Here is a 19,843-nt window from a genome sequence, read left to right as displayed (position 1 = left end):
AATAACAAATGGATGCTAAATACATATTATAGTTTTTTTAGATTTTCAATTATAAACGTCAATATCCATCTTAACATGAGTGGTTTCACGGAATCAACTTAAATTTATGCTATTACGCTGATTATTTAATTTGATTATGATTTATGCTATAGTGTACTCAGGTGTACATATTTTATTTTCACTCAATTTACTATCATGAAAATTCAATCTGTAGGCATCAAAGAATTTCGTGCCAACTTACATAAATACACACAACCAAATTCCGAACCAATCGCAATTACTTCTCATGGTGTACCAATAGGTTATTACATACCGACACAACCAAATCCACAAAAACAAGATTTAATTGCCTTGCAGGAAGCAGTACAAAAAATTAAACATTTACTAGAAACAAAAGGTATTAGTGAAGATGATTTATTAGCCGATTTCCAGAATGCTAAAAATAGTAAGCAACAATGAGAAAGTTAATTATCCTTGATACTAATATTCTCATTCGCGCAGTTTTAGGAGAACGAGTTAGCAATTTATTTGAGAAATACAACTATAACTGTAGTTTTGTGACTCCCGCTTCATGTTATGATTAATTGAATGAACACTTGCCCAAAATTTTAAAAAAGCGGAATATTCCTTTAGAACCATTTTTAAATGCTATTGATAAACTTCAAAAAGTAGTCATGCCAATAGATGAAGAAATTTATCTTGAATATGAGGAAGATGCTAAAAAGCGAATGGAAGAAAGAGATATTAAAGATGGGCAAATAGTAGCTCTCGCTCTAGCGTTAAATTCTCCAATATGGACAGAAGATCAAGATTTTTTTGGGATTGGTATTGCAACATGGAATACTAGAAATGTAGAGATTTATTTAGAGGATGTTTTAAAAGCCCAACTAGGGTGATTAGAAATCACATCTACACAGACAAAACCCAGATGGTGCGTGGGTTAAAAAACCTTAATTTTTCATTAGTCCACGCAGGTGGACTTTACTTGTGTAGTAGCGAATTATATTCGCCCAAAACTTTTAAAACATCCTCTTAGGTAGCAATTAATTTTGTGCTTGTCAGATAGGTATTTTCAACCTAAAATCCAAAATCTAAAATTAAATCACCTTCCCCAAAATCCCCCCATCCGCTAAACTCAGAAATGCTGCGTTAATCCCGATCATGTCCGACTCCCAAGTAAGTGCTGCTGTTGCGAAACTCTACGATACCTACCCTTTCCCCCCCGAACCCATCCTGGACGAACCACCACCAGGATATAATTGGCGTTGGAATTGGTTAGCTGCTTACAACTTCTGCACAGGGAGAAAACCACAAAACCAAAATATCCGCATTTTAGATGCTGGTTGTGGTTCAGGAGTCGGTACAGAATATTTAGTACATCTCAACCCCCACGCGCAGGTAGTCGGAATTGATTTAAGTGCGGGTACACTAGAAGTAGCAAAAAAACGCTGTCAAAGTTCCGGTGCTGATCGTGTAAAATTTCATCACCTGAGTATTTACGATGTGGAACAAATACCAGGACAATTTGATTTAATTAATTGCGTTGGTGTGCTTCATCATCTACCAGATCCCATTCGTGGTATTCCAGCATTAGCGAAAAAACTCGCTCCTGGTGGGTTAATGCACATTTTTGTCTATGGAGAATTGGGAAGATGGGAAATACAACTAATGCAAAAGGCGATCGCCCTTCTCCAAGGTGATAAACGCGGTGACTATCGGGATGGAGTGCAAGTTGGTAGAAAAATCTTTGCCTCTTTACCAGAAAATAACCGACTTGTCAAGAGAGAAAAAGAAAGATGGGCAATGGAAAACCAGAGGGATGAATGTTTTGCGGATATGTACGTACATCCCCAGGAAACAGACTACAATATTGATACCTTGTTTGAATTAATAGACGCTTCAGAATTAGACTTTGTAGGATTTTCCAATCCAGGATTTTGGGATTTAGACAGACTATTAGGTAAAGCACCAGAGTTAATAGAGAGAGCAGGAAATTTGAGCGATCGCCAAAAATACCGCCTGATAGAATTACTGAATCCAGAAGTAGCCCATTACGAATTTTTCCTCACTCGTCCCCCATTAACCAAACACGACTGGACAGACGAAAACAGCTTATTAGCAGCAATACCAGAGCTTAACCCCTGCATAGATGGGTTTCCCAGCAAATGTATATTTAACTACGATTACCAAATCATCAATTTATCAGATGCAGAATTTGAATTTATGCAGAAATGTAATGGTTCTGCCAAAATAGCCGATATTATCAGCCAAACCGAGTTAGACTTAAACGGAGTCAGAAAAATAATAAAACAGCAATTACTCTTATTAACACCTGGAGATTAGGTTTAAAAAGTATGTTGTAGAAATTACTTAGGTTGGGTTGAGGAACGAAACCCAACATTTACCAGGGTTAGTTGGGTTTCACTTTGTTCAACCCAACCTACAAATTTTATTTTAAACTACCTCTTTTCTCAATTAGTGTTCAGCCAGTTTTCCACCCGCAAATTAGGAACACGAGAAAATTCGCGGACATTATTTGTAACAACTGTAAGATTTAAAGTGATAGCATGAGCAGCAATTAACAAATCATTACTACCAATGGGTGTTCCTTGTTGTTCTAAATAAGCACGGATTTCTGCGTAATTGTCATCTACATTGGGTGTTAAGTATAATACAGGAATTATCTCAAAAGCGAGGGAAATACGCTGTTTCAATTTTACAGATTTTTTCTTTTCTGCCCCAAATCGTAATTCACAGGCAACAATGATACTGGTACAAATTTTTTCTTCTCCAACTTCTTGAATTTTAGAAAAAATTTTCCCTGTGGGATGTTTAATAAAGTCTGATAATGTATTAGTATCCAGTAAATAAGAGTAAGACATTTTAAATTTCTATATCATCTAAAGGTAATAAACCTTCGTCAACATCGGGAAAATCTTCATCAATATCTTCCAGATTAGCAAAGACTTCTAGGAGGGATTTTTTCTTAACAGGAGAAATAATAGCCAAGGGAATACCATTGTCAGTGATAGTTAGAGTTTCACCTGTTTTTTTAGCTTGGTTAATTAAAGTTTGTAGGATAGGGGGGAGTTCTGAAAGAGTAATTTGTGTCATAGTTATTTTTGGAGATGATAAGTAAGTAGGCTTAATTAATTGTTAGATAGTGGAACAGGCTTCTAGCCTGTTGACGGGCAAGATGCCCATCCCACATTTTATATTTAATTGCAGCCAGCTACTTAAGACTTTAATTTATATTTTTTGTTATATATTATTCCTATATTTTCAGGTAAATAAAACACATCTTGATTCAGGGCGTAATCTCCGTCAGGAGAACCCCAGAGTAGAGTTCATGGGAAAATGTAACATTTGTGCCAGATTGACCAATATTTTAGCCCAAGTCGAGCTAGACTTAAACGGAGTCAAAACCCTTATAAAAAAGCAACTACTCTTACTAACACTTAGCGAGAGAGTGTAGAAGAGGCAGGGGAAGCAGGGGAAGCAGGGGAAGAATATTAACTTTTGCCTCTTGCCTTCTATTCCCTATTCCCTATTCCCTATTCCCTATTCCCTATTCCCTATTCCCTAAAAAATAAGATAATTGTTTTTTTCTAAAGTATTGTTACCAGAGCGTGATATGATTCAACTGACTGAATGTGCAGTCACCCTATTTAGCTGTACTGGTTTCAAGTCCCGTGAGCTTGTCAGAAGAACAAATTGTACCCACTCCGACAACAGAACAAGATACTCAAGCTAGTTCTGAAGAAAAACAGCCAGCAAGCTCCTCCATGCAGGAGTTTTATCAACTCTACCAAGAGTTGTTGGTAATCACGCTTGTGTTAACAGGGGTCATTTTCATCTCTGTTTGGGTTTCCTATTCCCTCAACATTGCTCTAAATTATTTATTAGGGGCGTGTGCAGGTGTGCTTTACTTGAGGATGTTGGCCAAAGATGTAGAGCGATTAGGCAGAGAGAAACAACAGCTGAGTAAAACCAGGTTAGCTTTATTAGTCATCCTGATTTTGTTAGCATCAAAGTTGAACCAGTTGGAAATCATGCCCATATTCTTGGGATTTCTCACCTACAAAGCCACACTCATCATCTATGTAATTAGAGTGGCGTTTATCTCTGACTCCACAAAGCTCCGGCAACCTTAAAACGCTCTGTTTCTCCAGTAAGATGAGAGAAGCGATCCCACTAACAAGAAAATGCTGAATTTTCTGAACTTTTACTCCCTTCCATTGGCAGAATTGGAAGTGGGTAAACATCTGTACTGGCAAATAGGCAACTTAAAGCTACATGGACAGGTGTTTCTCACCTCCTGGTTTGTAATTGGCGTATTAACACTAGCTTCCATCTTGGCAAGCAGCAACGTTAAACGCATTCCTAGCGGCATTCAAAACTTGATGGAATTTGCCCTAGAATTTATTCGGGACTTAGCAAAAAACCAGATCGGCGAAAAAGAATATCGCCCCTGGGTGCCATTTATCGGCACATTGTTTTTGTTTATTTTCGTGTCCAACTGGTCAGGGGCATTAGTTCCATTTAAACTAATTCATTTGCCAGAAGGTGAACTGGCCGCTCCCACCAGCGACATTAACACAACAGTTGCCTTAGCACTGTTAACTTCATTAGCTTACTTCTATGCTGGATTCAGCAAGAAAGGCTTAGGGTACTTCGGCAACTACGTGCAACCAGTTTCCTTCATGTTGCCCTTCAAAATTATTGAAGATTTCACCAAGCCTCTTTCCCTAAGCTTCCGTTTATTCGGTAATATCTTAGCTGATGAATTGGTCGTAGGCGTGCTAGTGTTGCTAGTGCCTCTATTTGTGCCATTGCCAGTAATGGCCTTGGGATTATTCACAAGTGCTATTCAAGCCCTAATTTTTGCCACCCTCGCAGCCGCCTATATTGGTGAAGCGATGGAAGATCATCATGGCGAAGAGCATGAGGGGCATCATTAAACCCCTCAGATGACAAAAGTCAGAAATAGGGAATAGGGAACAGGGAATAGGGAATAGGGAAAAGAGTAAACAAACAATTAGTTATAAACTCTTGCCTCTTGCCTCTTGCCTTTTGCCTCCTCAAGCTGACTACTAAACAACTCTACAAGTTCAACAACTAACCACTGTAAAAGTAAGGAAAAATATCATGAATCCATTAGTTTCTGCTGCTTCCGTATTAGCTGCTGCTCTCGCTGTTGGTTTGGCTGCAATCGGCCCTGGTATTGGTCAAGGTAACGCAGCAGGACAAGCTGTAGAAGGTATTGCTCGTCAGCCTGAAGCTGAAGGCAAAATTCGCGGTACATTGTTGCTCAGTTTGGCGTTCATGGAAGCGTTAACCATCTACGGTCTAGTAGTTGCTCTCGTACTGTTGTTTGCTAACCCCTTCGCATAATTAGTACACAGTCTGAGTGCTGAGTGACAAAAATTAGGAGTTAGGAGTTAAGAGTTAGGAGTTGAATTAATGACTCACTAACTCATAACTCATAACATCCACATATCATAACTCAGGACTACAACCATAGATAGGAACAAGCAACAATGACACACTGGATCACCTTATTGGCAGTAGAAGAAGTTGCCAAAGAAGGGGGCTTGTTTGACTTAGATGCGACTTTGCCCTTGATGGCAATCCAGTTTCTAGTTTTAGCCCTGATATTGAACGCAACTCTCTATAAACCATTGGGTAAAGCGATTGATGGACGTAATGAATATGTCCGTAACAATCAATTGGATGCCCAAGAACGCTTGTCAAAGGCGGAAAAATTAGCCGAGCAGTATGAGCAAGAACTAGCCGGTGCAAGAAGACAAGCTCAAGCGATTATTGCCCAAGCTCAAGCAGAAGCGCAAAAAACAGCGGCTCAGAAAATAGCTGCCGCGCAGCAAGAAGCCCAAGCACAAAGAGAAAAAGCAGCTGGTGAAATTGAGCAGCAAAAACAACAAGCTTTAGCTTCCTTAGAAGCTCAGGTAGATGCCCTCAGTCGCCAAATACTAGAGAAGCTGTTAGGTGCTGACTTAATAGGCCAACGCTAACTCGCAGAATTGTCATTGTAGGTGACAGGTGACAGGTGACAGATAAGAGGTGACAGGTAAGAGGTGATAGAAAATAGTTAACCAAAAGCTGACCACTGACTACTGACCACTGACCACTGACTACTGACAATAGATTTTGAATTTGGCAGCGCAGTTGTGGATAGAAAAACATGGGGACTTTTGTACTATTGATGGCGGAAGCAGCCGCCGTCGGAAGTGAACTGGCAGAGGGAGCAGAACATAGTGGTTTTGGTCTAAATACTAATATTTTAGAGACCAACCTAATTAACCTTGCCATTATTATTACTGTACTGTTTGTTTTCGGACGTAAAGTTTTGGGTAATACCCTCAAATCTCGTCGAGAAAATATTGAAACAGCAATTAAGAGTGCAGAGCAAAGAGCAGCGGAAGCTGCCAAGCAATTGCAAGAAGCGCAACAAAAGCTGACGCAAGCTCAAGCTGAAGCTACCAGAATTAAAGCTGATGCGGAAGTAAGTGCAAAAGCTGCTGGTGAGGCAATTTTAGCCCAAGCTGCTGCTGACATTGAGAAAATGCAAGCTGCTGGTGCGGCTGACTTGAATGCAGAACTAGAGCGCGTAATTTCTCAATTGCGTCAAAAGGTAGTAGCTCAAGCATTACAAAAAGCGGAAGCTGAACTGAAAGCTGGCATTGCTGAGGATGCTCAAAAAACTATTATTGACCGTAGCATCGCTCAATTGGGAGGTTAGAAACCATGAAAAGTAATGCAGCTACAGCAGAAGTAGCCCAACCTTATGCACAGGCTTTATTATCTGTTGCTCAAGCAAATAATTTGACAGAAGAGTTTGGTGCAGATGCACGGACTCTCATTAGTTTGATTTCTGGTTCTGGGGAATTGCAAAACTTTTTGGATAACCCCTTTATTCAACCAGAAAACAAAAAGAATCTCCTCAAACAATTGTTAGGGGAAGGTGTTAACCCCTATCTGAGAAATTTCATTTTGCTGTTGGTTGATAGAAGACGGATTTCTTTTCTAGAGCCAATTTTACAGCAGTATGTAAACCTGTTGCGGGAATTGAATCAAACGGTTTTAGCGGAAGTTACTTCTGCTGTTCCTTTGACAGATGCACAACTGCAAACAGTAAAAGAAAAGGTTCTTTCTATTACCAAAGCACGGGAAGTAGAAATCGTAACCAAAATTGACACCGATTTAATTGGTGGTGTGGTGATCAAAGTCGGTTCTCAAGTAATTGATGCCAGCTTACGTGGTCAACTACGTCGCCTTTCTTTGCGCTTAACTAATGGTTAATGTTGGATAGGTGACAGGTGACAGGTGACAGGTGACAGTAAAAGTTACTGTACAACTCACTAATCACTAATTACCAGCAACTTATTCCGTCTTGAAAGAACACTGAACAATAGGCATAATGAGCATTTCAATTAGACCTGACGAAATCAGCAGCATTATCCAACAACAAATCGAGCAATATGACCAGGAAGTCAAAGTTGCTAATGTTGGTACTGTACTGCAAGTTGGTGACGGTATTGCCCGGATCTATGGCTTGGAAAAAGCTATGGCTGGGGAACTTTTAGAATTTGAAGATGGTACTGTTGGTATCGCCCAAAACTTAGAAGAAGATAACGTTGGTGCGGTATTGATGGGTGAAGGCCGCAATATCCAAGAAGGCAGCACCGTTACTGCTACTGGTAGAATCGCTCAAGTAGCTGTAGGTGAAGCTTTAATCGGTCGTGTTGTTGACGCTTTGGGTCGTGCTATTGATGGTAAGGGCGAAATCAAAACTGGCGAAAGTCGTTTGATTGAATCCCCAGCACCCGGTATTATTGCACGTCGTTCTGTACATGAACCCATGCAAACCGGTATCACCGCGATTGACTCGATGATTCCCGTAGGTCGGGGTCAGCGTGAGTTGATCATTGGTGACCGCCAAACTGGTAAAACTGCGATCGCAATTGACACCATCATTAACCAAAAAGGTGAAGATGTAGTTTGTGTATACGTAGCCGTTGGTCAAAAAGCTTCCACCGTTGCTAACGTTGTCCAAACTTTACAAGAAAAAGGCGCGATGGACTACACCGTAGTTGTCGCCGCTAACGCCAGTGACCCCGCAACTTTACAATTCTTAGCTCCCTACACAGGTGCTTCTATTGCTGAATACTTCATGTATAAAGGCAAAGCTACCCTGATTGTATATGATGATTTGTCTAAGCAAGCTCAGGCTTATCGTCAGATGTCCTTGTTGTTACGTCGTCCACCCGGACGGGAAGCGTACCCCGGAGACGTATTCTACATTCACTCTCGCTTGTTGGAACGTGCTGCTAAACTCAGCGATGAATTAGGTAAAGGTAGCATGACTGCATTACCTATCATTGAAACCCAAGCTGGTGACGTATCCGCTTACATTCCTACCAACGTAATTTCTATTACTGACGGTCAGATTTTCTTATCCTCTGACTTGTTCAACTCTGGTATCCGTCCTGCGGTTAACCCCGGTATCTCCGTATCCCGTGTAGGTTCTGCGGCACAAACCAAGGCGATGAAGAAAGTTGCAGGTAAGATTAAACTGGAATTAGCACAGTTTGACGACTTACAAGCGTTCGCGCAATTTGCTTCTGACTTAGATAAAGCTACTCAAGATCAGTTAGCTCGTGGTGTACGTTTACGGGAATTGTTGAAACAGCCCCAAAACGATCCTCTATCTGTTGCTGAACAAGTAGCGATTCTTTACGCTGGCATTAACGGTTATTTAGATGACATTGCTGTGAACCAAGTTACCAGCTTTGTTAGAGGTTTCCGTGAATACTTGAAGACTGGTAAGAACTCTTACTACTCAGCAGTACAAGGCAGCAAAGTGTTGGGAGATGCTGAAGAAGCAGCACTCAAAGAAGCTTTAGCTGATTACAAGAAGACCTTTTTAGCTACAGCGTAACAATTTTGGATTTTGGATTTTGGATTTTGGATTAAATCTAAAATCTGAAATCTAAAATCTGAAATCTAAAATCTAAAATCTAAAATCGGATTATGCCTAATCTCAAAGCAATACGCGATCGCATTCAGTCGGTCAAAAATACCAAAAAAATCACCGAAGCTATGCGGCTGGTGGCTGCGGCGAGAGTACGTCGCGCTCAAGAGCAGGTAATTGCCACCCGTCCCTTTGCTGACCGTTTGGCACAAGTATTATTTGGTCTACAAACTCGCTTAAAGTTTGAAGATGTAGACCTACCTCTACTAAAAAAACGGGAAGTTAAATCTGTCGGTTTGTTGGTAGTTTCCGGTGATAGAGGTCTGTGTGGCGGTTACAATTCTAACGTGATCCGTCGTGCAGAAAACCGCGCTAAGGAACTCAAAGCGGAAGGTTTAGATGTAACTTTTGTGATCGTTGGTCGCAAAGCTACTCAATACTTCCAACGTCGTGGTTACAAAATTGATGCTAACTACACTGGTTTAGAACAAATCCCCACAGCAGCAGAAGCTACTAATATTGCTGATGAACTGCTTTCTTTGTTCTTGTCAGAAAAGGTAGACAGAATTGAGTTAATTTATACTCGGTTTGTGTCTTTGGTTAGCTCTCGTCCTGTGGTGCAAACTTTGTTACCTTTGGATACTCAAGGTTTGGAAACCGCAGATGATGAAGTTTTCCGCTTAACTACTCGTGGTGGTCAGTTCCAAGTGGAACGGGAAAAGGTAGCTAGTACAGTTCGCGCTTTACCCCGTGACATGATTTTTGAACAAGACCCTGTACAAATTTTAGATTCTTTGTTGCCTCTATATCTGAGCAATCAGTTATTGAGAGCTTTACAAGAGTCCGCAGCTAGTGAACTGGCGGCGCGGATGACTGCGATGAGTAATGCTAGTGATAATGCTGGTCAACTCATTAGCACTTTGACTCTTTCTTACAATAAGGCGCGTCAAGCAGCTATTACTCAGGAACTTCTGGAAGTTGTGGGTGGTGCGGAAGCGCTTAGTTAATTTGGTAATTGGTGATGGGTGATGGGTAACATTATTACTTATCACTTATTGCCGATTACTTGATGAGGGTTAGGAAGGAACGAACCGCAGAGGCGCAGAGGACACAGAGAAAGAGATTTTGAGAGAGATTTTAAGTTAGCGTTGATAGTTTTTAAGTTTGAAAATTTTATATTCAATTTAATTAATCATTTGCCATTCATGAGCATCTACAAATAAGGATAAATGTTTAACATTAGTAGTAGCAACAATCACTTGATTTCCATTTAATTCTTCTATTTTCGCTTGTGCTGCTAAAATGACATCACCATCAAGAGATTTAGGATCAGCAGTTGCTTTTCCTGTGTTTCTAACTTCTGCCCAAAATTGTGCTGCTAAAAGCATGGTAGCAGTAGTAATAGGTAAGTAAGTAATCGCTTGTTTGAGTTGATCTAAACGTTTAATTCCTTTTGTTTTTCCTGCTCTTAGCAATTCTCGTCTCACTTCATAATCAGCAATTTCTGGTAAAATTACTTGATAATTTTTTAAGGGTATTTCATCTAACCATTCTTTGCACTGTTGACAACTGGAATTAGAACTTTTAGGATTTGTTACCATTCCTAAAATGTTTGTATCGAGAAATATTAATCTGTTCATATCAAGTAAGATTGATCTTAAAAAGGATTATCATCAATTTCTTGTTTTTGGCGTAAATATTCCCAAGTTTCTGTTTGTTCTTCTTCTTCTCCTTCTTCTAACCACTCTTTGGTTAATTCTTTGAGTGCTTGATGTTGTTGATTTAAAATTTTTTGTTGTGCGTCTATTTCTGATTGTGAATGATTAGAAAGTTCGGGTTTAAAAGTAACACTTTCTCGAAATACTCGCATCATTTGTAATAAATTTTGCCAATATTCTTTAGGTGTTGCTTGAATTTCTCGTAAAATTTCTGTGAGATGATTTTCTGCAACATTGTTACTTAATTCTGGTTTATTGATTAAATCAGATTGAGACATAATTATTTATTCCTCATAATGTAGTTGTGATATCATACACCTATACACTCATTAATTACAATTTAAAATATTATTTATTTTATCATATATTAAAAACATCCTGTAAATCCTTAAATCCTGGACTACGATCTCTCAGATTCGCAAAATCTTCATCTGTAAATTCAATTCCTTCTCTTTCAATTGTTTCTCTAAATTTTAAAACTCCCTGCCAAAAACTATCTCCTTTATTCTGTGAGCGTTTTTCCTGTTCTTTGATTTGGAATAATTGAGACTCAATAATTTTCAACAAAGAAGTTTTATCTTCTATAGATAAATCATCCAGAGATTTAATTATTTCTTGTAATGTCATGGTCAAACCTCCTGTAAAACTCATCTAAATTAAGGGTACAAATTTTGAGCAATTAATGATTTACGCGATCGCACTCTACTGGAAGTATTAAACATCAATAACCGTGATGTAGCTCTACCAATAGCAGTAGTACCAATAATTTCTGCATTTTTTAAAGTAAAATGTTCATTCCAAATTTGTAATCTGGGATGAAATAAACGAATAATTTCCCCATTACTTGAATCAAGAGTAGCAAAATCAGATCCTTTATGACGATTACAAGGTAAACAAGATAAAGCCAGATTTTCCTCTAAAGTTTCACCTCCATGTTTAACAGCAATAATATGATCAATTTCGTGTGTGTAAATAGAAAAGTCTTGATGAATTAAACAATATTCACAACGTCCTTTAGCACGTTCTATGACTAATTGACGTAAACTAGCAGAAATGGCATTATTTGTCATTTTTAATTACACTGTAAGCTCTAGCTTTAAGTAAAATCATTAATTGATCTAGCTGTTCATAAATATCTAACTCACTGCTTTCAGTTTCGGAAATTGTACCCCTACGGTTTTTTTCTAATAACTCTTCTAGCCTTATTTGTGCGTGGCTAGAAACTTTGAATTTAGCTATTTGTTCCGGTGTTGGTTGTTTAATTAAAAAGTCCAAAACCTCAGTATAAGTTGCAGGAGTATCGCTAGAATTATTTAAAGTTAATGTTTCTGGTGTATATGTTTCTAGCAGTTGTGAAAGCAGTTCTGGAAGACGATGTAATATAGGTTGTAAACGGGTTGCTAGTTCATCCGGTACTTGAATTGTTAGTTGCGCCATTTTGGTTAAACAGGGTATGTTTATTTATAGGTTAGCGTGAAACACATTTCTTGGCGAATTTCTGTAATATCTTGTTCTGTAATATTTAGATCCAAGTCACTCCATAACCCGTAAAAACTAGGACTTGGTTTTTTTGGTGGTAATTTATGTTTGAGAAATTGAATAAAATCTAAAACTTCTTGTTGTTTATCGGTTGGTAATTCTCGCAAATTTTCTAACACTGCTTGTTCAAGGTTCATAGTTTGACCTCTACTATTAGGAATCAATTATATTAATATTATAAATTGGGTCAGTATTAATTTTAATTTAATGATATCAATCCTGACTCCTGACTCCTGACTCCTGACTCCTGCTGTACTAAATTCTAATTTTTCACAACTTCTCGCCTTCTAGGTATATCATAAATCATAAAATCATGCGCCATGATAGTATTAGGAAAAATCGCACGGGCTTCCTTCAACAAATCTTTTAACTCAATAGCATTACCAGGAGTATAACGAGGACTAAAATGAGTCATAATTAATTGATTTACCCCAGCGACATAAGCTGTTTGTGCTGCCATTGTGCTGGTAGAATGTAATCGTTGAAAAGCCATATCTGCATCTTGATGGGCAAAGGTAGCTTCATGAATTAATACATCTGCATCCTGGGCTAATTTGACAGCACCATCACAATAAACAGTATCTGTACAATAGGCAAATTTGCGGCCAATTTCCGTAGGTCCACATAATTCACTACCATTAATTACTCTTCCATCTTCCAGGGTTACGGTTTCACCACGTTTGAGTTTGCCATAAATAGGACCAGAAGGAATTTGTAGAGTTTTAGCTTTTTCCACATCAAAGCGTCCGGTTCTGTCTTTTTCTTCTACACGATAACCAAAAGCTGTAATGCGGTGATGTAACAAACCACAGCTAACAATAAATTCATCATCTTCGTAAATTACCCCTGGTTGAACAGTATGTACTTTGATGGGGTAAGAAAAATGGGTGTGTGAGTAACGTGAGGCGCTTTGCAGATATTCATTTAACCCAGCAGGACCATAGATATCAACTCGTTCCACATTACCAGCTAAACCACAACTGGCTAAAAGTCCCATCAAACCAAAAATATGATCTCCGTGGAGATGGGTGATAAAAATTCGGGAGAGTTGGCTAATTTTCAGATCACTCCGCAAAATTTGATGCTGTGTACCTTCACCACAGTCAAACAACCATAGTTCTGCCCGTTGTGGTAATCTCAGTGCCACACTGGAAACATTACGTGATCTTGTAGGTACACCAGAACTTGTTCCTAAAAATGTTATCTGCACAGCGTTTTCTAGCCTTCCTCTAACTCAAAATGAGGATTTATTTATCATAACTCACAAGATAACCAGGCCAAGATAACTCACAAATAGTTCCTTGAGGATACATGGGAAGGCGTTGAAATTTACCTTTAATTTGTCGGGCTAAATTTTTAAACTGTTTTGTTCCCTGACCTTCCCTCCTAGATGAGTTAACAGATGAATTAACGCCTAAACCATCATCTACAATACTGAGTGTGTACCAACCCATAGATAAAGAGCAAGTAACTTTGAGACAGGTTGCTCCCATAGCATATTTACCGACATTACACAAAGCTTCCTCCAAAAATCTGCAAATTCCTCGTTTGTCTTCAATAGTTAAACAGTGTTCGTCTATAGGTTCAAAATTACGAATTTTTAATTTGATGGTTCTAAAGCAAGGAAAATCTCTTTCTAAGGTGTGACTATAAACTTGATAGAGAATTTCGTGCAGAGGTTCTTGTAAATTGATAATTATACTGTTTCCTAAGTAAAGGTTTATTTCTTGATGTGTGAGGTTTTCCTGTTGCCAAAATTCATAAATTCCCCTTAATTCTTGGTTTAAATTTTCTAGGTCTTTTTCTAACTCCGGTAGCATTTTCTTAATTGATAAATCTTGTAACTTCACCAATCTTAAAACCCTATTGAGAGTTTGTAGTGGTCCGTTATGGATGGTTTCAAATGCAACTTCAATCATCGCTTTTCTAGCTTTAATTCCCGATTTAACGATTTGGCTATAGTGATATATACCTGTGATAGCTATAGCATTTAAAGCTAAGACTATAATTGCGGAAAATTTTGGAATTAAGCAACCCCAAGTTAATAGTACATAACTGGCACTGACTAAGTTAGAGATGACAATACTAATCACTATAATATTTGTGACTGGATATGTGTTTAACATCCAGATATTTTGCCATCCCGATTTCATTTTCATCCAAAATTTAGACTGCATAAGCTTTAAATATTAATTGACAATTGACAATTGAAAATTGACAGAATTGAAATGGTTATTTGTTAGTATTCAGCTATCAGTAATCATTAATCAATCAACCCTTCTGATCTCGCTTTATTTTCTGTTTGAATACGGATATTTTTACCTTCCTCTGGGTAAACGTTTAAAGCATCTTGTAACTTACTCCAATAATGACGCACCATGCGCTCAGATACACACATTTTTTCAGCAATTGCTTTATCTTGTAATCCTTCTTGAAAAGCCAAATTTAGGACTTTTAACCATTCGGGTTTTACTTCTAATCCTGAGTAAATTCCTTTGATATCTTTTGTATGAGTTAATCCTTGTAATGCCCAATCTACTCTTGTTAACATTTCCTGGGTTGAGAGGCTTTTATCAGCAATAGTAAAACCTCCTTTGTGACTATCAATATCCAAACGAATACGTACCAATGTCCTCGCATGGGCGCTTTGGACAACAATATTTAAGTGAGGATATTTTTGCATCAAAATTTTTAACAGTTGGATACCGTTGTCAGGTCGCGCAGTCAGTCCTTTTTCTTCGGGAATTGAAAGATCCATAACTATCAAATCAGGCTGAAAACTGGTAAGTTCTTCAAGAGTATTATTGACATTAATTGCGGTTATAAATTCAGCACTAGGATAGTTTTTTTTGAGAATGTCAATTGTTCCACTTAACACTGATTCGTGATCATCAATTACCAAAATTTTCAGCAATTTATTGGCTGATAAAATTTGTTCCATCTTCAATACTGAATAAAAATTAGCTTTTCCTAAATTGTATTTATGTTGGTTTAGTTGCTATGAGGGATGTCACCCTTACCCCGGATAATTTTACTGAATTAATATAATTATTTTGGTGAAAATATTGGCTAGACAATAACACTTACCAACAAAAATACCAAGCTATCCTAAGATTGCTACTGTTGTAAAAGCATTGCCCAGACATTAAAAATTCTAGGCTATCACTCAGATAATTTAATTCCGGTAGATAGGAATACGATGTTAGGTTAGATAGATCAGAATAGGTGATTCTGACAGTTAATTTTTTTGTATTTTCTTTGAGTTGTAAACTGATATAAATTGCAATAGGTGTAGAATTTTCTCGCAAAGTTATTATTAATAATTCTTCTAAAGCTCGTAGAATTATGAGACTACTTTCTACAGACTCATGTTGCCAATATGCTGGCATATCAATATGAAAATAGACATGAGAATAAGATGCTACCCAGGGAGCTAATAAGCACTGGATTGAGAGTGGTAAACTCTCTTGAATATACACTGGAGACAAGCGATCGCTCAATTGAACTAAAGAATGATGAAAATTATCAATTTTTTTGGTGTGTTCATAGCAATTCTGAATTAATAAATTTGGATGATCTATTTTTAATACATCTAAACTGCGACGAATGGTGAAAGTTTCTTGTAACAAACTGTCCCGGATTTTTTCTGCTTCCTGAAACAGTTTTATGGATTGTCTATAAGACCACCATTGTAATGCTTCTTTAATTCTTTGTTCATAGGTCATAAACTTGACAATTTTTATGACTTGAGTAACTGTAATGCAATACTGTTCGGTTAACAAAAATTACGTATTTGAGATCCCCCTATATCCCCCTTAAAAAGGGCGGTTGGGGGAATGCACGCTATGCGAACAAAATCTTAACCGAAAAGTATTGGCTACAAACAAATATTCTGACTCCTGACTCCTGACTCCTGACTTCTTACGTTGCATTTTTATTCTTTGCTTCCATCTACCTGCTTATAAATCAGTAATTAATCTTGCTTTTCTCAGCATAAATTGTAATGCTGTTTCTTCTCTGGAAATAATATCAGCTTTTACTTGCATTCCTGATTGGATATAACATTGGTGATTACTATTCCCAAATTGAAGAGTTTCCGGTTCAATTGTTGCCTCAAAATAATTACTAGCTGTTGCTATACCTGTGTTATTATTTTGGGTTGTAATTACGTCAGGAGAAATGGTTTTAACCACACCTTTAAGAGTCCCATAATCAGGATATGGACAGGCATTAACACGCAATTGGACTTTTTGCCCAACGGCGACTTTTTTAATTTCATTCGTAGGAATCATAGCCTTAATAAAGAGAGAAGAATTATTAGGAACAATTTCAGCAATAGATTCACTAGCACGTATTACTTGACCAGGATTGCGTAAATTGAGTTTAAGAATAATACCGTTACTGGTGGCAACAATAATGCTTTTGCGGATTTGATTTTCTATTTGTTGTAGTTCTTTTTGAGATTGCTGAATTTGGGTTTGTAATTGCACTCGACGCTCAATTAATGCTTGTTTTTCTTTATTTAAACTAGCAATATTAGCTTGACCTTTAGCAGTTTCCTGGGCAATACGTTCTTTTGCCATTACTAATATTGCTGGTGTTGGGTTAACAGCAGCTTTCGCTGAAGTCATTTTAATTTTGGCTATGTCAAAAGATTTTTTTTCAGATGCTAATGTTAATTGTGTTTGTTGCACAACCAATTGTTTTTGCTCAAATTCCCGTCGGCCAATTGCACCGATTTGTGATAATTGTTCATAGCGATCGCGGTCTAATTTAGCAAATTCTAAATCAGCTTGAGCTTTTTGTAAACCTGTCTGGGCTTTTTGCAAATTTGCCTCAGCCGCAAGAAATTCACCTTTAGTATTAATTTGCCGTTCTTGATATTCTCTTTCGTTGCGTAACAAATCCGCCTTTGCCGCAGCAACTACTTTTTCTGTAACTTGTTTTTCAGCCAAAATCTGATTATCTAAAATACGGATTTGGGCATTTATTTGCATTATTTGTAAGTTACCTTGTTGTATATTACCTTGCAATTCACTTTTTTTAATGAGCAATTTATCAGTTTCAATATGAGCAATAACATCACCCGTTTTCACAACTTGATTTTCCTTTACAAAGATACTTTTAATAGTTCCTTCCATCTCTGATTGCACCACACGAATTTCTCCTGTAGGACGGACAATAGCATCCACTTTGACCGTAACATTATATTTAATCCATGAAGATAACGTAATCCCAGTAACAACAGTACCAATGAGAAATATTCCTGCTAAAGATGTCCAACGACTAATAGGAGGAAGAAACTCATCATTTTCTCCTGAAGGAATAAATTTTTGATTATGAGTGTAGAGCATAAGTACCTGATAATTTAATTATGTTGAATTAGGGAATTAAAAAATCTAAATGCTCCCCTGTTTTTACTTTTAACTCCTGCAAAAAACCGTGTATTTTTAACCTTCCCTGATCTAGTAAAACAACCCAATCAGCACGATTAATTACCTGGGGACGATGACTAATTAAAATTGTTGTTTTACCCAGGCGATGTGCAAATAATTGATCCAAAACTTGCCCTTCACTCACAGGATCAAGTCCACCTGTAGATTCATCTAAAATTAAAATTGGTGGGTCTGTAACAATAGCTCTAGCGATAGCTAATCTTTGACGTTGACCACCGGAAATATTAGCGCCAAATTCCCCTAAAATAGTTTGATATTTTTCCGGTAATTTACTAATAAATTCATCAGCACCTGCAATTTGACAAGCTCTGACAATTTGCTCAAATGTAACGTAGGGCGAACCTAAACGGAAGTTTTCCACAATAGAACGACTCCAAAAATGGGCATCTTGGGGAACAAGTACCACCTGTTGACGCAGACTTTCTAAAGAAAGGTCTTGGAGGTTATAAAGTCCAATGCGGATATTGCCAGACTGGAGAGGATATAAACCAGCAATTAATTTAGCCAGGGTACTTTTACCACATCCAGATTTACCAATTAAAGCCACAACTTTACCACCAGGAATGGTTAAAGAAAAATCTTCTAAAAGGTCAATTCTTCCGGCATAATGAAAATTAACATTGGTACAAATGATGTCATAATTATCCAGGATTTTCGCAAAAGGCTTTTTACCATCTCCTTCATTTTCTGGAGTGGCATCAATAACTTCCGTTAACCTTTCTACAGAGGTTTTCGCACGAGTAAATTCTTCAACAAAACTGATTAAAGTACCAATCAAACCCAAGAAGTTACCATTCATTGAGTTAAATGCAAGTAGTTTTCCAATACTCAGATTTTCTGCTGGTTCAATAACTAAGTAGCCACCAAACCAAAGTAGAATCACGCCACCAATACCAGCTATAAAACCAGAAAAAGTATTATTGATGATGCCAATTTGGATAGTACGATATGTGAGTTTAGCTAAACGACCAAAACGGCTTTCTAATTCATCCCAAAACTGTGGTGCTGCTGTAGTTGTTTTCAGGGTTAATGCACCTTTAAAGGTTTCTACTAAAACACCTTGATTTTCTGCATCTTGAACTAACAGTTCACGGGTTTTTTGCTGTAAAGTTGGCTGGAAAACGATTGTAGATAAAGTCATTATCACAGAAATCAATAAAGCTACTGTGGTCAGCTTCCAGCTATAAAAAATCATGAAACCCAAGGAAATTAACGCTATAAAAAATTGGCTGGGTAGACTGACAACTAATTGAGTAACTAATTGATTAATTTGCTGAATATCTTGCAAACGGCTGACAATTTCTCCACTGCGTCGAGCTTCGTAATAACTCAGAGGTAAACGGAGAATTTGCCGACCAAAATCTAAAACTAATCCTAATTGTAAGCGTTGAGCAAAGTGAGCAATTAAGTTAGATTGTACAAATGCCAGGCTATTAGAAATAAAGTTCATTACTACTACAGAAATTGCTACAGTAGTAAGTAATTTTGTGTCACCTCTGACTAACACATCATCAGTGAGAATTTGCAGTAAGAAAGGAGAAGCTAAAGATAGCAAACCCAAGAGTAAATTTAGAGGTAAAGCTTGGACTAAAATGGCGCGATAAATCCAAATTCGTCGGAAGAAACGCCAAAATCCTCCAGTTTTATCACTTTCCTGTTCAAAAAAGCGGACTGGATCAGGTTCTAGTAAAAGAAGTAACCAATCTTTCCAACCATCAATTAAGTCTTTTTTAGAAAGATGTCGAACCCCAACTGCGGGATCGGCAATGAGATAATTTTTGCCCTTTTTACCGTATAAAACAACCCAATGATTTCCTTTCCAGTGAATAATGGCTGGTAAGGGTGCTTCATTCATTCTATCTAGAACTTCTGGTGAAGTTTTAACTGGATTAGCTTTAAAACCAAGAGTTTCTGCACCTCGTCTTAAACCTAATAATGTAGTTCCCGTTTGTCCTGTTCCTACCGCTTCACGAATGCGACTGATGGTAAAATTATGACCGTAATATTTAGCAATTGCCGCCAAACAGGCTGCACCACAGTCTTCTTCACTGTGCTGTTTAACAAATTGGATTTTCATAATTTCATTAAAAACTATAGAAAAAATGAGAAATAATATATTGTCATCTTTTCTGAATGTG

General features: G+C 37.7%; 26 protein-coding genes. 12 read left to right on the top strand and 14 right to left on the bottom strand.

Annotation, left to right across the window (positions count from 1 at the left end):
- Window positions 1-195 precede the first annotated feature (195 nt).
- The 4 genes from K2F26_RS19520 (at window position 196) to K2F26_RS19510 (ending at window position 2,343) form a co-directional block, all read left to right on the top strand.
- Window positions 196-459 carry a prevent-host-death family protein gene (locus tag K2F26_RS19520; protein WP_220609128.1) on the top strand — a complete coding sequence of 88 codons (264 nt, stop codon included), beginning with the start codon at window positions 196-198 and terminating at the stop codon, window positions 457-459.
- Entirely contained in the window at window positions 456-584 is a 129-nt protein-coding gene (locus K2F26_RS25240) for a hypothetical protein (RefSeq protein ID WP_302850028.1), read from the top strand. The genes K2F26_RS19520 and K2F26_RS25240 overlap by 4 nt, the downstream gene beginning before the upstream one ends.
- Complete coding sequence (locus tag K2F26_RS19515) at window positions 585-896, top strand: PIN domain-containing protein (protein ID WP_220609127.1); 312 nt, start codon at window positions 585-587, stop codon at window positions 894-896.
- 265 nt (window positions 897-1,161) lie between these two features.
- Window positions 1,162-2,343 (top strand): class I SAM-dependent methyltransferase, encoded by a 1,182-nt coding sequence (locus K2F26_RS19510; RefSeq protein WP_220609126.1) that lies wholly within the window; start codon window positions 1,162-1,164, stop codon window positions 2,341-2,343.
- Between the two features lie 128 nt (window positions 2,344-2,471).
- Here the strand turns inward: K2F26_RS19510 and K2F26_RS19505 are convergent, their stop codons facing one another.
- Entirely contained in the window at window positions 2,472-2,882 is a 411-nt protein-coding gene (locus K2F26_RS19505; RefSeq protein ID WP_220609125.1) for a type II toxin-antitoxin system VapC family toxin, read from the bottom strand.
- Between the two features lies 1 nt (window position 2,883).
- The gene (locus K2F26_RS19500; RefSeq protein WP_220609124.1) at window positions 2,884-3,114 is read right to left on the bottom strand and encodes a type II toxin-antitoxin system Phd/YefM family antitoxin; all 231 of its coding nucleotides are present in this window, start codon (window positions 3,112-3,114) and stop codon (window positions 2,884-2,886) included.
- Between the two features lie 578 nt (window positions 3,115-3,692).
- Between K2F26_RS19500 and K2F26_RS19495 the strand changes: the two genes are divergently transcribed.
- From K2F26_RS19495 to K2F26_RS19460, 8 genes are all read left to right on the top strand, one after another.
- A complete protein-coding gene (locus K2F26_RS19495; RefSeq protein WP_220609123.1) occupies window positions 3,693-4,154 on the top strand; it encodes an ATP synthase subunit I in 462 nt (153 codons plus the stop codon).
- Between the two features lie 51 nt (window positions 4,155-4,205).
- A complete protein-coding gene (gene atpB, locus K2F26_RS19490) occupies window positions 4,206-4,961 on the top strand; it encodes a F0F1 ATP synthase subunit A (RefSeq protein WP_220609122.1) in 756 nt (251 codons plus the stop codon).
- A 187-nt stretch (window positions 4,962-5,148) separates the two neighbouring features.
- Complete coding sequence (atpE, locus tag K2F26_RS19485; protein ID WP_193941814.1) at window positions 5,149-5,394, top strand: ATP synthase F0 subunit C; 246 nt, start codon at window positions 5,149-5,151, stop codon at window positions 5,392-5,394.
- A 146-nt stretch (window positions 5,395-5,540) separates the two neighbouring features.
- Window positions 5,541-6,032 carry a F0F1 ATP synthase subunit B' gene (locus tag K2F26_RS19480; protein WP_096572350.1) on the top strand — a complete coding sequence of 164 codons (492 nt, stop codon included), beginning with the start codon at window positions 5,541-5,543 and terminating at the stop codon, window positions 6,030-6,032.
- Window positions 6,033-6,202: 170 nt separating this feature from the next.
- Window positions 6,203-6,760, top strand: a complete 558-nt coding sequence (locus K2F26_RS19475) for a F0F1 ATP synthase subunit B (RefSeq protein WP_220609121.1) — start codon at window positions 6,203-6,205, stop codon at window positions 6,758-6,760.
- A 5-nt stretch (window positions 6,761-6,765) separates the two neighbouring features.
- A complete protein-coding gene (atpH, locus tag K2F26_RS19470) occupies window positions 6,766-7,320 on the top strand; it encodes an ATP synthase F1 subunit delta (protein ID WP_220609120.1) in 555 nt (184 codons plus the stop codon).
- Window positions 7,321-7,438: 118 nt separating this feature from the next.
- Window positions 7,439-8,959 (top strand): F0F1 ATP synthase subunit alpha, encoded by a 1,521-nt coding sequence (gene atpA, locus K2F26_RS19465; protein WP_220609119.1) that lies wholly within the window; start codon window positions 7,439-7,441, stop codon window positions 8,957-8,959.
- Between the two features lie 92 nt (window positions 8,960-9,051).
- A complete protein-coding gene (locus K2F26_RS19460; protein ID WP_220609118.1) occupies window positions 9,052-9,999 on the top strand; it encodes a F0F1 ATP synthase subunit gamma in 948 nt (315 codons plus the stop codon).
- Window positions 10,000-10,176: 177 nt separating this feature from the next.
- Here the strand turns inward: K2F26_RS19460 and K2F26_RS19455 are convergent, their stop codons facing one another.
- From K2F26_RS19455 to K2F26_RS19400, 12 genes are all read right to left on the bottom strand, one after another.
- Window positions 10,177-10,632, bottom strand: a complete 456-nt coding sequence (locus K2F26_RS19455) for a type II toxin-antitoxin system VapC family toxin (protein ID WP_220609117.1) — start codon at window positions 10,630-10,632, stop codon at window positions 10,177-10,179.
- A gap of 17 nt (window positions 10,633-10,649) precedes the next feature.
- Window positions 10,650-10,988 (bottom strand): hypothetical protein, encoded by a 339-nt coding sequence (locus K2F26_RS19450; protein ID WP_220609116.1) that lies wholly within the window; start codon window positions 10,986-10,988, stop codon window positions 10,650-10,652.
- Between the two features lie 82 nt (window positions 10,989-11,070).
- Window positions 11,071-11,337, bottom strand: a complete 267-nt coding sequence (locus tag K2F26_RS19445) for a hypothetical protein (RefSeq protein ID WP_220609115.1) — start codon at window positions 11,335-11,337, stop codon at window positions 11,071-11,073.
- 29 nt (window positions 11,338-11,366) lie between these two features.
- Window positions 11,367-11,780, bottom strand: coding sequence for an HNH endonuclease (locus K2F26_RS19440; RefSeq protein WP_220609114.1), 414 nt, complete (start codon window positions 11,778-11,780; stop codon window positions 11,367-11,369).
- Window positions 11,770-12,147 carry a hypothetical protein gene (locus K2F26_RS19435; RefSeq protein WP_220609113.1) on the bottom strand — a complete coding sequence of 126 codons (378 nt, stop codon included), beginning with the start codon at window positions 12,145-12,147 and terminating at the stop codon, window positions 11,770-11,772. Before K2F26_RS19435 ends, K2F26_RS19440 begins: the two co-directional genes overlap by 11 nt.
- Window positions 12,148-12,167: 20 nt before the next feature.
- Window positions 12,168-12,386: a DUF2281 domain-containing protein gene (locus tag K2F26_RS19430; protein WP_220609112.1), complete on the bottom strand. Its 219-nt coding sequence runs from the start codon at window positions 12,384-12,386 to the stop codon at window positions 12,168-12,170.
- Window positions 12,387-12,511: 125 nt separating this feature from the next.
- Complete coding sequence (locus K2F26_RS19425) at window positions 12,512-13,459, bottom strand: ribonuclease Z (RefSeq protein ID WP_220609111.1); 948 nt, start codon at window positions 13,457-13,459, stop codon at window positions 12,512-12,514.
- Between the two features lie 37 nt (window positions 13,460-13,496).
- Complete coding sequence (locus K2F26_RS19420; protein ID WP_220609110.1) at window positions 13,497-14,426, bottom strand: sensor histidine kinase; 930 nt, start codon at window positions 14,424-14,426, stop codon at window positions 13,497-13,499.
- An 86-nt stretch (window positions 14,427-14,512) separates the two neighbouring features.
- Complete coding sequence (locus K2F26_RS19415) at window positions 14,513-15,190, bottom strand: response regulator transcription factor (RefSeq protein WP_220609109.1); 678 nt, start codon at window positions 15,188-15,190, stop codon at window positions 14,513-14,515.
- A gap of 142 nt (window positions 15,191-15,332) precedes the next feature.
- Window positions 15,333-15,974, bottom strand: a complete 642-nt coding sequence (locus K2F26_RS19410) for a hypothetical protein (RefSeq protein ID WP_220609108.1) — start codon at window positions 15,972-15,974, stop codon at window positions 15,333-15,335.
- A 234-nt stretch (window positions 15,975-16,208) separates the two neighbouring features.
- Window positions 16,209-17,603 carry an HlyD family secretion protein gene (locus K2F26_RS19405; RefSeq protein ID WP_220609107.1) on the bottom strand — a complete coding sequence of 465 codons (1,395 nt, stop codon included), beginning with the start codon at window positions 17,601-17,603 and terminating at the stop codon, window positions 16,209-16,211.
- A gap of 28 nt (window positions 17,604-17,631) precedes the next feature.
- The gene (locus tag K2F26_RS19400; RefSeq protein WP_220609106.1) at window positions 17,632-19,782 is read right to left on the bottom strand and encodes a peptidase domain-containing ABC transporter; all 2,151 of its coding nucleotides are present in this window, start codon (window positions 19,780-19,782) and stop codon (window positions 17,632-17,634) included.
- Window positions 19,783-19,843 lie beyond the last annotated feature (61 nt).

The sequence above is a fragment of the Sphaerospermopsis torques-reginae ITEP-024 genome, assembly GCF_019598945.1.
In the GTDB taxonomy this organism is placed as follows: Bacteria; Cyanobacteriota; Cyanobacteriia; order Cyanobacteriales; family Nostocaceae; genus Sphaerospermopsis.
This window is presented reverse-complemented; position numbering and strand designations above follow the sequence as displayed.